Source organism: Burkholderia sp. JKS000303 (genome assembly GCF_002563755.1).
GTDB classification, from domain to species: Bacteria; Pseudomonadota; Gammaproteobacteria; order Burkholderiales; family Burkholderiaceae; genus Burkholderia; species Burkholderia anthina_B.
In genome coordinates, this window is sequence record NZ_PDBZ01000001.1 from 4,417,263 (window position 1) to 4,432,556 (window position 15,294).

The 15,294-nt window shown below is 69.8% G+C and carries 15 protein-coding genes; 11 read left to right on the forward strand and 4 right to left on the reverse strand.

Annotated elements, in window-relative coordinates; all coding sequences use genetic code 11:
* Positions 1–3: 3 nt before the first annotated feature.
* The gene (locus tag BX604_RS39035) at positions 4–270 is read right to left on the reverse strand and encodes a hypothetical protein (protein ID WP_175802634.1); all 267 of its coding nucleotides are present in this window, start codon (positions 268–270) and stop codon (positions 4–6) included.
* A gap of 248 nt (positions 271–518) precedes the next feature.
* On the opposite strand from BX604_RS39035, the gene BX604_RS20665 reads away from it, so the two are divergent.
* From BX604_RS20665 to BX604_RS20675, 3 genes are read left to right on the forward strand one after another with little or no spacing between them, the layout of a single operon-like run.
* Positions 519–2,051, forward strand: coding sequence for an NCS1 family nucleobase:cation symporter-1 (locus BX604_RS20665; RefSeq protein ID WP_098552437.1), 1,533 nt, complete (start codon positions 519–521; stop codon positions 2,049–2,051).
* A 22-nt stretch (positions 2,052–2,073) separates the two neighbouring features.
* Entirely contained in the window at positions 2,074–2,802 is a 729-nt protein-coding gene (locus tag BX604_RS20670; protein ID WP_098552438.1) for an aspartate/glutamate racemase family protein, read from the forward strand.
* A 24-nt stretch (positions 2,803–2,826) separates the two neighbouring features.
* The gene (locus BX604_RS20675; RefSeq protein ID WP_098552439.1) at positions 2,827–4,020 is read left to right on the forward strand and encodes a LysR family transcriptional regulator; all 1,194 of its coding nucleotides are present in this window, start codon (positions 2,827–2,829) and stop codon (positions 4,018–4,020) included.
* 37 nt (positions 4,021–4,057) lie between these two features.
* Here BX604_RS20675 and BX604_RS20680 read toward each other — a convergent pair whose 3' ends face one another.
* Entirely contained in the window at positions 4,058–4,999 is a 942-nt protein-coding gene (locus BX604_RS20680) for an AEC family transporter (RefSeq protein ID WP_098552990.1), read from the reverse strand.
* Between the two features lie 89 nt (positions 5,000–5,088).
* Complete coding sequence (locus BX604_RS20685) at positions 5,089–6,657, reverse strand: MFS transporter (protein ID WP_098552440.1); 1,569 nt, start codon at positions 6,655–6,657, stop codon at positions 5,089–5,091.
* Positions 6,658–6,757: 100 nt separating this feature from the next.
* Between BX604_RS20685 and BX604_RS20690 the strand changes: the two genes are divergently transcribed.
* Both BX604_RS20690 and BX604_RS20695 read left to right on the forward strand, forming a co-directional pair.
* Positions 6,758–7,636: a LysR family transcriptional regulator gene (locus tag BX604_RS20690; RefSeq protein WP_098552441.1), complete on the forward strand. Its 879-nt coding sequence runs from the start codon at positions 6,758–6,760 to the stop codon at positions 7,634–7,636.
* Between the two features lie 146 nt (positions 7,637–7,782).
* On the forward strand, positions 7,783–8,769 hold the full coding sequence (locus BX604_RS20695; protein ID WP_098552442.1) for an ABC transporter substrate-binding protein: 987 nt from the start codon (positions 7,783–7,785) through the stop codon (positions 8,767–8,769).
* A gap of 27 nt (positions 8,770–8,796) precedes the next feature.
* Here BX604_RS20695 and BX604_RS20700 read toward each other — a convergent pair whose 3' ends face one another.
* The gene (locus tag BX604_RS20700; protein ID WP_098552443.1) at positions 8,797–9,171 is read right to left on the reverse strand and encodes a phage protein NinX family protein; all 375 of its coding nucleotides are present in this window, start codon (positions 9,169–9,171) and stop codon (positions 8,797–8,799) included.
* Between the two features lie 218 nt (positions 9,172–9,389).
* On the opposite strand from BX604_RS20700, the gene BX604_RS20705 reads away from it, so the two are divergent.
* From BX604_RS20705 to BX604_RS20730, 6 genes are all read left to right on the forward strand, one after another.
* Positions 9,390–10,457, forward strand: a complete 1,068-nt coding sequence (locus BX604_RS20705) for an ABC transporter substrate-binding protein (RefSeq protein ID WP_098552444.1) — start codon at positions 9,390–9,392, stop codon at positions 10,455–10,457.
* A gap of 14 nt (positions 10,458–10,471) precedes the next feature.
* Positions 10,472–11,314 carry an ABC transporter permease gene (locus BX604_RS20710; protein WP_098552445.1) on the forward strand — a complete coding sequence of 281 codons (843 nt, stop codon included), beginning with the start codon at positions 10,472–10,474 and terminating at the stop codon, positions 11,312–11,314.
* Between the two features lie 22 nt (positions 11,315–11,336).
* A complete protein-coding gene (locus tag BX604_RS20715) occupies positions 11,337–12,152 on the forward strand; it encodes an ABC transporter permease (protein WP_098552991.1) in 816 nt (271 codons plus the stop codon).
* A gap of 35 nt (positions 12,153–12,187) precedes the next feature.
* Positions 12,188–13,033 carry an ABC transporter ATP-binding protein gene (locus tag BX604_RS20720; protein ID WP_098552446.1) on the forward strand — a complete coding sequence of 282 codons (846 nt, stop codon included), beginning with the start codon at positions 12,188–12,190 and terminating at the stop codon, positions 13,031–13,033.
* 178 nt (positions 13,034–13,211) lie between these two features.
* On the forward strand, positions 13,212–14,168 hold the full coding sequence (locus BX604_RS20725; RefSeq protein WP_098552447.1) for a TauD/TfdA dioxygenase family protein: 957 nt from the start codon (positions 13,212–13,214) through the stop codon (positions 14,166–14,168).
* A gap of 175 nt (positions 14,169–14,343) precedes the next feature.
* The gene (locus BX604_RS20730) at positions 14,344–15,291 is read left to right on the forward strand and encodes a TauD/TfdA dioxygenase family protein (RefSeq protein WP_098552448.1); all 948 of its coding nucleotides are present in this window, start codon (positions 14,344–14,346) and stop codon (positions 15,289–15,291) included.
* Positions 15,292–15,294: the final 3 nt, after the last annotated feature.

Genomic DNA, 15,294 nt, shown 5'->3' on the forward strand with positions numbered 1-15,294 from the left:
GGGTCAGCCGCCGCTCGCGCCCGCCGGTGCGGAAGCCGCACCCGGCATGCTCGCGCCGCTGTCGCTGCCGGCCGCGTCGCTGCTCGGCGTGCCCGACGGCGCGGTGGACGGCGCAGCCGACATGCCGCCCGTGGCGCTCGTGTCGGAGCTTGCACCGGCGCCGGTGTCGTTGTCGCTCTTCTTCTGACAGCCCGCCCCCGCCGCCAGGCCGGCGATCAGGATGCCGGCGAAGACGGCTCGCGATACGTGACGAATGGAATATCGCTGCATGACACCTCCGCTGATGTCGATGTGGATGGAGCCCGTTGACACGCAATTCGCGTGCCTCCGGACCCGCTCGCCGGTGGTCGCGCCCCATTCATTTTTCCACTGACGCCTAGCCGAATATTTAATTTCCCATCGCCGCGGCCGCCGCCCATACTCGCGAACAAATCCGAGACATAACGTCCACGGTGGCCAGGCCCGCGCTGCGTGCACACGCTGCCGGTTCGCGCCCCGTACATGGAAGGAGACAAGGCGTGCAACTGGAAGCTACTCACGGCGCGGGCATCGTGCTCGGCGCGGACGACGCATTGCATCGAACCGATACGGCCACGCGCGACCCGGCGCTAAGCCCGCGGCTGCACAACCCCGACCTCGCGCCGACCCAGGCCGAAGGCCGCACCTGGGGCCGCTACAGCATCTTTGCGCTGTGGACCAACGACGTGCACAACATCGCGAACTACTCGTTCGCCATCGGCCTGTTCGCGCTCGGCCTGTCGGGCTGGCAGATGCTCGCCTCGCTCGCGATCGGCGCGGTGCTCGTTTACTGTTTCATGAATCTCACCGGCTACATGGGCCAGAAGACCGGCGTGCCGTTCCCGGTGATCAGCCGGATGAGCTTCGGCATCTACGGCGCGATGCTGCCCGCGATGATCCGCGCGGTGATCGCGATCGCCTGGTTCGGCATCCAGACCTATCTCGCGTCGGTCGTGCTGCGCGTGCTGCTCACCGCGATCTGGCCGGGCCTCGCCGCATTCGACCAGAACGCGATCTTCGGGCTGTCATCGCTCGGCTGGATCACGTTCGTCGCGATCTGGCTCGTGCAGATCGGCATCCTCACGTACGGGATGGAAATGGTCCGCAAGTACGAAGGGCTCGCCGGCCCGGTCATCCTCGTCACGACGCTGTCGCTCGCCGCGTGGATGTTCAGCCGCACGGGCGGCCATCTCGCGATGTCGATCGGCAAGCCGATGACCGGCCTGAAGATGTGGACCGAGGTGTTCGCGGGCGGCTCGCTGTGGCTCGCGATCTACGGCACGCTGGTGCTCAATTTCTGCGATTTCGCGCGCTCGTCGCCGAGCGCGAAGACGGTGAAGGTCGGCAACTTCTGGGGCCTGCCGGTCAACATCCTGGTGTTCGCGACGATCAGCTTCGTGCTCGCGGGCGCGCAGTTCAAGCTGAACGGCCACATCATCCACAGCCCGACGGAAATCATCGCGACGGTGCCGAACAAGCTGTTCCTCGTGCTCGGCTGCCTCGCGTTCCTGATCGTGACGGTCGCGGTGAACATCATGGCGAACTTCGTCGCGCCGGCCTTCGTGCTGACGAGCCTCGCGCCGCACCGCCTGTCGTTCCGCCGCGCGGGCCTGATCAGCGCGACGATCGCGGTGCTGATCCTGCCGTGGAACCTGTACAACAGCCCGGTCGTGATCGTCTACTTCCTGTCCGGCCTGGGCGCGCTGCTCGGCCCGCTGTACGGGATCATCACGGTCGACTACTGGCTCGTGCGCAAGCAGCGCGTGAACGTGCCGGACCTCTACACCGAAGCGCCGACCGGCGCGTATTTCTACAAGGGCGGCGTGAACCGCAAGGCGCTCGCGGCGCTCGTGCCGTCCGCGCTGATCTCGATCACGCTCGCCGTCGTGCCGGCCTTCAGCGCGCTGACGCCGTTCTCGTGGCTGCTCGGCGCCGCCATCGCGGGCAGCGTGTACTGGCTGACGGCCGATCGCAAACGGCAATACGAGGAGCGCTCGGGCGAACACATCGCGGTCCCCTGCGCCCAACACTGATGCACGCACACGGAGTACACCGATGAGAATCCTGGTAGTCAACGTCAACACGACCGAATCGATCACCGACGCCATCGCCGCGCAAGCGCAGGCTGCGGCCTCCCCCGGCACGGAGATCGTCGGGCTGACGCCGCGCTTCGGCGCGGAGTCGGTCGAAGGCAACTTCGAGAGCTACCTCGCGGCGATCGCCGTGATGGAGCGCGTGTTGAGCTACGACGAACCGTATGACGCGGTGATCCAGGCCGGCTACGGCGAACACGGCCGCGAAGGGCTGCAGGAACTGCTGACGGTGCCCGTCGTCGACATCACCGAAGCGGCCGCGAGCGTCGCGATGCTGCTCGGCCACCGCTACTCCGTCGTCACGACGCTCGATCGCACGGTGCCGCTGATCGAGGATCGCCTGAAGCTTGCCGGGCTCGATGCGCGCTGCGCGTCGGTGCGCGCGAGCGGTCTCGCGGTGCTCGAGCTCGAGGAAAATCCGGCGCGTGCGATCGAATCGATCGTCGGCGAGGCACAGCGCGCGGTGAAGGACGATCACGCGGAAGTGATCTGCCTCGGCTGCGGCGGGATGGCCGGCCTCGACCGGCAGATCGAGGAATGCACGGGCGTACCCGTCGTCGACGGCGTATCGGCCGCGGTTGCGCTCGCCGAATCGCTGGTGCGCCTGAAGCTGAAGACATCGAAGGTCCGCACGTACGCGCCGCCGCGTCCGAAGCGGATCGTCGGCTGGCCCGGCACCTTCGTCAAATGACCGGCCGCACGAACGCGTAGCGACATGCGGCACGCACCGGCACCGACCAGCCCTCCCTCCGACGCGTGCGACGCCACGGGCGCGCTCGACGTGCTGGACGCGCGGCTGATGCGCATCCTGCTCGTGCTGCTCACCGAACGCACCGTGTCGCGCGCCGCCGTGCGGCTGAACATGTCGCAGCCCGCGACGAGCGCGGCGCTCAAGCGGCTGCGCACGCTGCTCGGCGATCCGCTGCTGGTGCGCGGCCGTTACGGGATGGTGCCGACCGAGTTCGGCGCACGCCTGATCGAGCCGCTGCGCAACGCGCTGCGCGTGATCGACTTCATCCGCATCCAGCAGCCGACGTTCGACGCGCGCACGTCGGTGCGCACCTACCGGATCGGCTGCCCCGACTACCTGAACGTGCTGTTCGTGCCGAAACTCGTCGCGCTGTTCCGCGAACGCGCGCCGAACGCGCAGCTCGTGTTCCATCCGCTCGGCGACGGCTTCGACGACGAGCGCGCGCTCGCCGACGGCGAACTCGACATCGTGATCGACAACCGCGCGGCGCGCCTGTCGCGATTCCGCCAGGACGACCTGTTCGACGATCGCGTCGTGTGCCTGATGCGCGCGACGCATCCGCTCGCGCGGCACGGTGCGATGACGGCGGACGCGTTCGCGCGGGCCGCGCAGCTGTGCCCCACGCCGTCATGGCTCGAAGCGTCCGGCGCGATCGACCGGCAGCTCGAACGCGTCGGCCTGCAGCGGCGGATCGTCGTCACGCTGCCGCACTTCGAACTCGCCGCGCATGCGCTCGTGCGCTCCGACCTGATCCTGACCACCACGTACCGGCTCGCGCGCCATTACGCGAAGCTGCTGCCGCTCGGCGCGGTCGCGCTGCCGGCCGAACCGCCGGACATCGTCTACCGGATGACGTGGAACGAATCGGGGTCGTGCGTCGACGGCGTGCGCTGGTTGCGCGGGTTGATCGCCGAAGCGACGCGCAGCTGGCTCGAAGCCGAAGCCACGCAACCGGCCGTTGCAGCGGTCGCCGCGAACGTGGACGATGCGCGCGCGGATGCGTCAGCCGCGCCCACCTCCGGCTCTACCTCTGCCTCCACCGCTACGGACCCCGCGCGGCGCACGCGCCGCCGGCAGGCGACGCATTGCGATGCGGCACAGCGGCCGCGCGTCGCGCGTGCGGCACGCATTCACCGGATCGCGACGAAGTCGCACTGAGCGTGCCCGCGGCGCGCGCCGCACCGGCCGCACGACGTCACGCGTGCCGCGCGATCATGAGCAGCACCGACAGCGATACGATCGACCCGAGCGTCGACAACAGGATCGTGCGCGACGTCACATGCGCTTCGCGGCCGTAGAATTCGGCCAGCATGTACGGTCCCGTGCCGGTCGGCAGCGCGGCGAGCACGACCGCGATCTGCGCGAGCACCGGCGGCATCGCGAACACGCGCACGCCGAGCCACCACGCCAGCGCCGGCTGCACGAACAGCTTGACCGCCGTCAGCGCGATGCTGCCGCGCGGCGCGGCGCCGGTCGGGTCGCGCTTTTCCGCGAGAAACAGCCCGAGGCTGACGAGCGCACACGGGCTCGCCGCCGCGCCGAGCAGCTTGAGGAAGGTCTCGACCGGCGCACCGAGCGGCACCCGTGCGGCCGACACGCAGACGCCCGCCAGCGGCACGACGATCAGCGGATTGCGCAGCAGCGCGCCGACCACCTTCCACATCAGCTTGAGCGGCGCGCGGTCGCGCTGCAGCCCGATCTCGATCAGCACGATCGCGCCGGCGAACAGCACGCAGGCAACGAGAATGGTCGCGATCGTGGTGGGCGTGAGGCTCTCGGTACCGAACGCGAGCAGGCACAGCGGGAAGCCGAGATAGCCGGTGTTCGGATACGACGCGGCGATCGCGTCGATGCTCGCATCGGCCAGCCCGCGCCCCGCGAACAACCGCCACACCAGCACGCCGACGAACACGAGCGCGCAGGTCAGCGCGAACGTCGCGACGAATGCCGGCTGATAGAGTTGGTGCCACGACGCGTGCGCCATGATCTGGAACAGCAGCGCCGGTAGCGCGAGCCACACGACGAACCGGTTGAGCTCGGAAGCCGCCGCCGGCCCGAGTACGCCCCGTCGGCGGCACAGGAACCCTGCCGCGATCAGCCCGAACACGGGCAACAGAATCTCGATCGTCGATGACATCTTGAACACGCTGCGTGAAACCGGAACGCGCAAGCTTAACGGCTCGGCGTCGTCGCGTGCAATGGGCAACGCGGCCATTGCCGGACAGATCACGCGTCGCGCATCGGTTGTGTAAGCAACTTGTATGCAACGACGGCGGCCACGAGCGCGAGCCCGCCGCTCACCATCAGCGCGGCCGCGAACCCGCTCGCGAACGCCGCGGGCGCCGCCTGTGCGAGCGTGCGCGCGGCCGACGGCGGCACGCGCTCCAGCGCCTGCGCGAGGTCACCGGCCAGCAGGCTCGACATGAATGGCGCATCGACGAACCCGCGCAACCCCGGTGCGGCGGACAGCAGCCGGTCGAGCTGCGCGTGCGTGCTCGCGGCCAGCACCGCGCCGAGCACGCCGACGGCCGTCACGATCGCGGAGAAGCGGGTCGTCGTGCTGATGCCCGACGCCATGCCGGTGCGATTCGGCGGCACGCAGGCCATGATCGCCTTCTGCGTGTCGCCGTTCATGATGCCGGCGCCGCAGCCCGTCACGAACATGCCGAGCGCGACGAGCCGGTAGTCGCCGCTGGCCGTCAGCGCCGCGGTCACGAGATTGCCCGCGCCGATCAGCGCGAGCCCGCCGGCCAGCACGCCGCCGGACGACACGCGCGCCGCCAGCATCGCGCCGAGCGACGGCCCGGCGATCATCGCCGCCGCGAACGGCAGCATGCCGAGCCCCGCGTCGATCGCCGACATCCCGAACGCGTTCTGCAGGTATAGCGGCAGGAAGGTCATCATCACCTGCGCGCACGCCGCATAGCCGAACATCGCGAGCACCGCGCCGACGAAGCGCGGCTGGCGGAACAGCGCGAGCTCGATCATCGGCCGCGCCTGCCAGCGCTCCGCGCCGATGAACGCGGCCAGCAGCGCGGCGGCGAGCGCGAGCCGGCCGAGCGTCGCGGCCGCCAGCCAGCCGTGCGACGGCGCGCCGATCAGCGCCGCGATCGCGCATGCGAGCGCCGCGCCGAACAGCAGGCTGCCCGCCGCATCCACGCGCTTCGCGTGCGGATCGCGCGACTCGTCGATCGCCACCCGCGCGCCGACGGCCAGCAGCGCACACACCGGCAGGTTCAGCAGGAACACCCAGCGCCAGCCGATCCACTGCGTGATCGCGCCGCCGACGAGCGGCGCGACGGCCGTCGCGATCCCCATGCACATTCCCCAGATCGCCCACGCGCGGGCCCGTTCGCGCCCGTCCGGGAAACGGTTCGCGATCACCGCGAGCGCGGCCGTCAGCAACAGCGCGGCGCCTGCGCCCTTCACCGCGCGCGCGGCGATCAGCCAGCCGGCCGACGGTGCGATACCGCAGCCGAGCGACGCGAGCGCGAACAGCGCGAGCCCCGCGCCGAGCATCCGCTTGCGCCCGAAACGGTCCGCAAGGCCGCCGGCCGGCAGCAGGCATGCGGCGAACGCGGTCATGTATGCGCTCACGACCCATTCGATGTCGGCGAAGCTCGCATGAAAACCGCGCGCGATGCTGGGCAGCGACACGGCAACGACGTTCGTGTCGAGCACGATCAGCGAGCACGTCGCCGACGCGACCGCGAGCGTCGCGGCAGCCGGCAGGCGGTTGCGCGCGAGCGCGGCGGCGGACGCGCCCGCGTGCGGCGCGGGGGACAAATCGGACATCGGCGGCTCCGGACCAGGATGGAAGAGCCGTATGCTAGGCTTGATCGGTATTGCCTGTCATTGACACACCGATGCTGTTTAATTGACGAAAATTGCAATCATGAATTCGCTCGAATTCCGCCACGTCCGCGCGTTCCTCAGCGTCGCGCAGCATCTGCATTTCGCGCGCGCGGCCGAAGCGCTCGACATGGCGCCGCCCGCGCTCACGCGGCAGATCCAGGAAGCCGAACGGCTGCTCGGCGTGCGGCTGTTCCATCGGTCGCGCCGCGAGGTCACGCTGAGCGCGGCCGGCGAGGCGTTTCTCGCCGAGGCAAGCGCCGCGTTCGAGCACCTGCAGCGCGGCCGCGAACTCGCCGCGCTGGCAGAGCGCGGCGAACTCGGCCGGATCGAAATCGGCTATGTGTCGTCGGCCGTCTATTCGGGCACGCTGCAGCGCACGGTCGGCGCGTTTCGCGCCGCGCATCCGCGCATCGAACTGAACCTGCGTGAAGTGCCGATGGACGATGTCGCGAAGCAGCTCGACGCCGGCCGCCTCGATCTCGCTTACGTGCGCCCGCCGTTGCCGCTGCCCGGCGGGCTGCGGATCGTCACGCTGCAGCGCGACGTGTTCGTCGCGGCGGTACCGGCCGATTCGCGTTACGCGTCGATGACGACCGTGCGCGCCGCCGATCTCGCCGACGCGCGCTTCGCGGTGCCGGAACAGGAACGCGGCACGCTCGAAGTCGCGCGCCGCGGCCACTTCGCGCCGGTGATCGCCGCGCGGCCGGGCGGCTTGCTGGCGGTGCTCGCGTGCGTGTCGGTGAACGGCTGGGTCGCCGTGATTCCGGATGCGCTCGCCGGCTGCGTGTCGTTGCCGGGCGTCGTGTACCGGCCAATCGCGGGCAAGCCGATCATGTCCGAACTCGCACTCGCGCACCGGCGCTTCGAGAAGGCGCCCGCGGTACGCGCATTCCTGCGCACCGTCCCCGCCGCGGGCTAGGGTCGGTTCACGCCCATCCGTGCTTCCCCGCCTCCCGTTGCGCGAATAAGCATTTCGCGATTCGATGTTTGCCCACGCAAAACCGATTCCGTAATCTGCCCGGCAGCCGCGCGGCCCGCGCGCGGATCTCCGAGGACCTGCCGCCGATGACTTCCCCCTCCGCCCCGGCCCGCCGCCGCGCACTGCTGCGCGTGGCCGCGCTGGCCGCCGCACCGCTCGCCGGCGGCGCATCACCGGCCCGCGCGGCCAATGCCGACCTGTCGAACGTCACGCTGGTGCTCGGCGACCAGGCCGGCGGCCTGCGCGCGCTAGCCGAAGCCGCACGCGTGCTCGACGGTGCGCCGTACCGGTTTCGCTGGGCGAATTTCCAGGGCGCCGCGCCGCTGTTCGAAGCACAGCGCGCGGGCGCGATCGACCTCGCACCGGCCGGCGACCTGCCCGTGCTGACGGCCGCGCTCGGCGATCCGGCGCTGCGGATCGTCGCGACGCGCGTCGGCTCGCCGGCGTCGCTCGGCATCGTCGTCCAGCCGGATTCGCCGGTCCGTACGGTCGCGGACCTGAAGGGGCGCACCGTCGTCGTATCGTCGGCGCGCGGCAGCATCTCGCAATACCAGCTCTACGGCGCATTGCGCGAACACGGCCTCGCGCCGGGCGACGTCGACGTGCGCTTCGTGCTGCCGGTCGATGCGTTCGCCGCGTTCGAGGCAAAGCAGATCGGCATCTGGGCGACCTTCGATCCGTATTACGGAAACGTGGTGCGGCGCGGCGCGCGCATCGTGCGCGACGGCAGCGGGATCAATTCGGGACTCGCGTTCCTCACGTCGCCGGTCGATACGCTCGACGATCGGGCGAAGCGCGCGGCGTTGTCGGACGTGCTCGCGCGGCTCGCCCGCGCCGGCCAGTGGGCGCTCGCGCATCCGGCCGATTACGCGAGCGTCTATGCGTCGCTCACGCGCCTGCCGCGCGATGCGGCCTCCGACATCGCACGCCGTGCGGCGCTTGCACAGCGCGCACTCACTGGCGCGGACATCGACGTGCTGCAACGTGTCGCCGATCGCGCGGCGGCCGATGCGATCCTGCCGAAACGCGTCGACGTCGCGTCGATCGCGGTACGCAACCTGTCGGCCGCATAACGGGCAGGCACCCGAAGGCTGCCGCCCCTATCGCGGCTTCGACATGTCGAGATCCGGCACGTCGTCGCCGAACGTCGATGCGACCAGCGTGCGCATCGCGGCGACCAGCAGCGTCGGCCCCGACTGATTGAACGTGCAGCGCTCGCCGGCCGCCGGCACCGCGCGATGCAGCCCCGCGCGCCACGCGCCGTGGCCGCCGTCACGTTCGAACGCGGCGAACGGCAGCCGCTCGACGAGCGGGCCGCCATCCGCCCACACCGACGACGGCGCATACGGCACCGGCACCCCGCCCGGCTCGCGGACGACCGTGCATCCTGAAGCATCGACGCGCGGCGCGTCGAGCGCTTCCACCATCGCCACCCAGAAATCGAGCGGCGGGCCGGTCAGGTCCTGAACTTGCATGGTGGCCTCCGTGGCCGTCGCCTGAACGACCGGCGCGCTGTTCGTTACCCGCGCAGCCGCACCGGCTGCATTCGATCGCGGCGGGTTTCGTCACCCGCCGCCATGCGATAAGCATAGTTCAAATCGTTGCTTGTCCGCCGCCGGACGCGTCATCGAGAATGATTCGACGTACCGGGCCCCGGCCCGTCCTTTCCAACGTTCTCCTGACCGATCGATTCATGCTTCCACTGCGCCTGCTGCGATCGCTGCTGATCGCGTCCCTCGTCGCACTGCCGGCCGCCGCCGCGCACGCCGACAAACCTGCCACCATCCGCATCGGCGTCGCCCAGCAGGGCGCCGGCGACCCGCCGACCTTCGGCGGGTCGAGCGGGGCCACCGTACAGCTTCAGCAGCTCGTCGAAAAGGAATTCGCGGCCGACGGCATCAAGGTGCAATGGCTGTTCTTCAAGGGCGCGGGCCCGGCCGTCAACGAAGCGATCGCCAACAAGGCGCTCGACTTCGCGTACCAGGGCGACCTGCCGGCCGTGCTTGCGCGCGCGAACGGGATCAAGACGCACCTGCTGCTCGCCGCGAGCGTGCGCTCGGGCATCAAGATCGCCGTGCCGCCCGACTCCGACATCCGCTCGATCACGGACCTGAAAGGCCGCCGCGTGTCGATCTTCCGCGGCACCAACCTGCAGCTCGTCGCCGACAACGCGCTCGCGAAGAACGGCCTGAGCGAGCGCGACCTGCGCGTGATCAATCTCGACTCCGCGAGTGCGCTCGCCGCGCTCGCTTCGAAGGGCATCGACGCATCGGTGGGCGACTATCAGCTGTACAAGCTGCGCGACGCGGGGCTCGCGAAAATCATCTACGAATCGCAGAACGACGGCCCGCAGTTCACGCGCCAGACCCACCTGCTCGTGCTCGACGATTTCGAGCGCGCGCATCCCGACATCGTGCAACGCGTGGTCGACGCGTTCGTGAAGGGCGCGCAATGGTCGTCCGACGAGGCGAACCGTGACGCGCTGTTCAAGCTGTGGGCGAAGAGCGGCGTGCCGTATGCATCGTGGCAGGCCGACTATGCGAACCAGCGCCTGAAGGACCGGCTGTCGCCGCTGATCGATCCGTTCGTGATCGCGCGCTACAAGGCCGTCGCGCAGGATGCGCTGAAGCTGAAGCTGATTCGCCAGCCGGTCGACATCGACGGCTGGTTCGAGCCGAAGTATCTCGACAATGCGCTGCGCGCGCAAAAGCTCGAACACTACTGGCCGCGTTACGACGCGACCGGCAAGCCCCTCTCCTGACCGGACCCGCCCCGATGAGCGACACCGCGATCCCGATTTCGTCGTCCGACCCGCACGCGCTCGCCGCCCGGCCGTCCCGCGCCGCGGCCGTGCAACGCGTCGCGTGGCTGCTCGCGCCGTGGGCGCTGCCCGCGCTGCTGTTCGGGCTGTGGACGGTCGGCAGCGCGCGCGGCTGGATCGCCCCGCAGATCCTGCCGCCGCCCGAACAGGTGGCCGACTCGCTCTCCGAACTCGCGGCAAGCGGCGATCTCGCCCGCCACACGCTGATCAGCCTGCAGCGCGTGCTGGTCGGCTTCGCGGTCGGCACGCTGCTCGGCTTCGCCACCGGCGCGGCGCTCGGCCTGTCGCGCACGCTCGAAGCCTACGTGCTGCCGAGCTTCAACGCGCTCGTGCAGATTCCCGTGCTCGGCTGGCTGCCGTTCCTGCTGCTGCTCGTCGGCGTCGGCGAACCGCTGAAGTACCTGCTGATCGCGCACGCGGCGCTGGTCCCCGTCACGTTGAGCACGCTGCAGGGCTTCCGTCAGACGCCGCCCGCGCTCGACGAAGTCGCGCGCATCTTCGGCTATACGCGACGCCAGCGCATTCTCCATGTCGTGCTGCCCGCCGCGATCCCGACGCTCGCGACCGGCGTGCGGCTCGCATTCACGAAGTCGTGGCTCGCGCTCGTCGTCGTCGAGCTCGTCGCGTCGTCGGAAGGGCTCGGCTACCTGATCGTGTACGGACGCCAGCTGTTCCAGCTCGATCTCGTGATGGCCGCGGTGATCGTGGTCGGCGCGGTCGGCTTCGCGATCAACCGGCTGCTCGATGCGCTCGAAGCCCGGCTGCGCCGCGGCGTGCCGTCCGCGTTCCGCGGCTGAACCCGATTCAAGGAGCTTTTCCGTGACGCATTCCGCCACGTCCACGCCGCACGCCGCGCCCGCACTCACCCGCCGCCTGTCCGCGCCCGACTGGCGCGGCTTCGTCCTGCCGCTCGCGGCGCTCGCGATCTGGTGGGCGATCTCTGCAGCGCATCTCGTCAAAAGCGGGCTGCTGGTCGGCCCGGCCGACGTGCTGCATACCGCATGGACACAGACGACCAGCGGCGCGCTCGCGCGAGCGCTGTCGGCATCGCTCGCGCGCGAAGCGTGCGGCTTCGCGATCGGCGCGACGGGCGGCCTGCTGCTCGGCGCAGCGCTCGGGTTGTCGCGTATCGCGACGCGCATCGTCGGCCCCAGCTTCGACACGTTCAAGCAGATCTCGCTGTTCGCATGGATTCCGCTGATTTCCGTGTGGTTCGGCCTCGGCGACGTCGCCAAGGTCGTGTTCCTGTCGCTCGCCGCGCTGCTGCCGGTAGCGGCCCACACGTGCGACGGCATTCACGCGGTGCCGCGCACCTATGTCGACGTCGCACGCGCGCTGCGCTACTCGCGGCTTCAGCTCGTGCGCTACGTGATCCTGCCGGCCGCGCTGCCGTCGATCTTCACCGGGCTGTATCTCGGTCTCATCTATTCGTGGCTCGCGACGCTCGGCGCCGAATACCTGCTCGTCGCGGGCAGCGGGATCGGCAACACGCTGATCGACGGCAGCGAGCAGTTCCGGATGGACCTCGTGCTGTTCGGGATCATCGTCGTCGGCGTGACCGGCTGGGCGCTGAACGCGGTCGCGCGCGCCGTCGAGCGCAAGGTGCTGGCCCGTCGCGGCGACCTGCAACGGTAATCGCCCTCTTCTTTCCTGTCGCTTCCCTTTCCGCCATGACGACCCTCGCTTCCGATTCGCTCGATATCCTCCATGTGAGCAAGCGCTATGCGCAACGCGGCGCGACGCTCGCCGTACTCGACGACGTGTCGCTGCACGTGCGCGCCGGCGAGTTCGTGACGATCGTCGGCGCGAGCGGCTGCGGCAAGTCGACGTTGCTGCGGTTGATCGCAGGGCTCGATACCGACTATGCGGGCGAAATCCGTGCCGGCGACGCGCTCGTGCGCGATACGTCGCTGCAGCGCGGGATCGTGTTCCAGGATCACCGGCTGTTTCCGTGGCTGACCGTCGCGCAGAACGTCGAGGCCGCGCTGCGCAACGCACCGCTCGACGCCGCGCAAAAGCGGCGCGCGGTGGCCGAGCACATCGCGCTCGTCGGGCTGAACGGCTTCGAGCATGCGTACCCGAACCAGTTGTCGGGCGGGATGGCGCAGCGCGTCGCGATCGCGCGCGGCCTCGTGAACCGGCCGCGCGTGCTGCTGCTCGACGAGCCGTTCGGCGCGCTCGATGCGCAGACGCGCGCGCGCATGCAGAACGAGCTGCTGCGCATCTGGGAGCAGGAGCGCATCACGATGGTGCTCGTCACGCACGATGTCGACGAGGCCGTGTACCTGGGCGATCGCGTCGTCACGATGGCGCCGCGCCCGGGGCGCATCGAGCGAATCGTCGACGTCGCGTTGCCGCGGCCGCGCCGGCGCGATTCGCCGGAATTCGCGCGGCTGCGCGATACGGTGCTCGCCGATTTCGACGATCGCGCGCCGCCGGGTGACGGCGGCGACGGCGGCACGCGGATCGCCGCGGCCGAGACGCACCGCATCGGCGCATGGCGGCTCGCGTGGTAGCACGCGCCTGCACGGCCTGCGTCGCGCGGCAGCGCCGTCCGTCGCGCACGATTCGTTCAGCATGACGACAGATATTGATCATCACGGCGCGCACTAAGGTTGTGACGATTCATCGGTTCCGGTTCCGCGCGGTCCCTGCTTGAATGGAGACTCAACCGACCCGACCAGGAGACTCCCGATGTCCGAAGTCCAGCACGCCGCTCACCCGTCATCGCATGCTTCACACGCTGCCGCACCGCGCACGGCAGCCGATCCGCTTCAGCTTCGCCAGGTCGCCGGCCGGATCGGCGCCGAAATCGCCGGCGTCCGGCTGTCGGGCACGCTCGACGACGCGACGTTCGACGCGATCCACGCCGCGCTGCTGCGCCACAAGGTGCTGTTCTTCCGCAACCAGGGCCATCTCGACGACGCCGCGCAGGAGGCGTTTGCACGCCGCTTCGGCGACACCGTCGCGCACCCGACCGTGCCGTCCGTCGACGGCAGCGCGCATCTGCTCGAACTCGATTCCGCGCACGGCGCGCGCGCCAACTCGTGGCACACCGACGTGACGTTCGTCGATGCCTACCCGAAGGTGTCGATCCTGCGCGCGGTCGTGATCCCGCCGTTCGGCGGCGACACCGTGTGGGCCAACACCGCGGCCGCCTACACGCACCTGCCGGAATCGCTGCGCGCCCTCGTCGACACGCTATGGGCGCTGCACACGAACGCATACGACTACGCGTCGACGCACGTGCATGCCGACGACACGCAATTGAAGCGCTACCGCGAAGTGTTCACGTCGACCGTCTACGAGACCGAGCACCCCGTCGTGCGCGTGCATCCGGAGACCGGCGAGCGCACGCTCGTGCTCGGGCACTTCGTGCAGAAGATCAAGGGGCTGTCGTCGCAGGATTCCGCGCATCTGCAGCAGGTGCTGCACGAACACGTGACACGGCTCGAGAACACCGTGCGCTGGAACTGGCAGCAAGGCGACGTCGCGATCTGGGACAACCGCGCGACGCAGCACTATGCGATCAACGACTACGGCGATGCGCGCCGCGTCGTGCGTCGCGCGACCGTGCACGGCGACGTGCCGGTCGGCATCGACGGCCGCCGCAGCGTCGTGCTGAAGGGGCCGGGCGCCACGCTGCAATGAGGTTCGCGCATGGCGGCGCCGGCCGCCGCCATGCGCGGTCCCGCTTCTGCATCACCGTATCCCTGCCTTCCCGACCGGAGGATCCGACCATGACCTTCCCGCCACCGGGCCGACGCGTGCATGCGCAACGATGTCGCCGGCCGTTCACCCTGCCCACTTCCGCCAGGAGCGTCGCATGAGCGCCCTACTCGAACCCGCCGCCCAGCCGGTCGACGTGATTCCGCTGTCCGCCCACATCGGCGCGGAGATACGCGGTGTCGACCTCACCCAACCGTTGACCACGCCGCAGATCGCCGCGATTCGCGCGGCGCTGCTGAAGTGGCGCGTGATCTTCTTTCGCGAGCAGTTCCTCACGCACGAGCAGCACGTCGCGTTCTCCGCGCAGTTCGGCGAGCCGACGGTCGGCCACCCGGTATTCGGGCACGTCGACGGTCATCCGGCCGTCTATTCGATCGCGAAGCACCGCAAGGCGACGCGTTTCGACGGCGAGCCGGTGCGCCGGCCGTGGACGGGCTGGCACACCGACGTGACGGCCGCCGTCAATCCGCCGTGGGCCTCGATCCTGCGCGGCGTGACGGTTCCGCCGTACGGCGGCGACACGCAGTGGACCAACCTCGTGCGTGCCTATGACACGCTGTCCGCGCCGCTGCGCGGCTTCGTCGACGGCCTGCGCGGCATTCATCGCTTCACGCCGCCGGCCGGCGCCCGCGCGACCGGCGCGTTCGACGCAGCCGTCGAGCGCCGCCCGCTCGTGACCGAGCATCCTTTGGTGCGCGTGCATCCGGAGACCAGCGAACGCGCGCTGTACGCGAGCCCGAGTTTCCTGAAGTCGATCGTCGGGCTCACGCCGCGCGAAAGCCAGGCATTGCTCGAACTGCTGTGGGAACACGTGACGCGGCCGGAATTCACGATCCGCTTCAAGTGGGAGCCGCGCAGCATCGCGTTCTGGGACAACCGCGCGACCGCGCATCTCGCGCCGGTCGACATCTTCGATCTCGACTTCGATCGCCAGCTCTATCGCACCACGCTCGTCGGCGACGTGCCGGTCGGCCCCGACGGCCGCCCGTCCGTCGCACTCGAAGGCTCGCCCGTCGAGGCGGCGGCGGCGGTCGCACTGAACTGACCG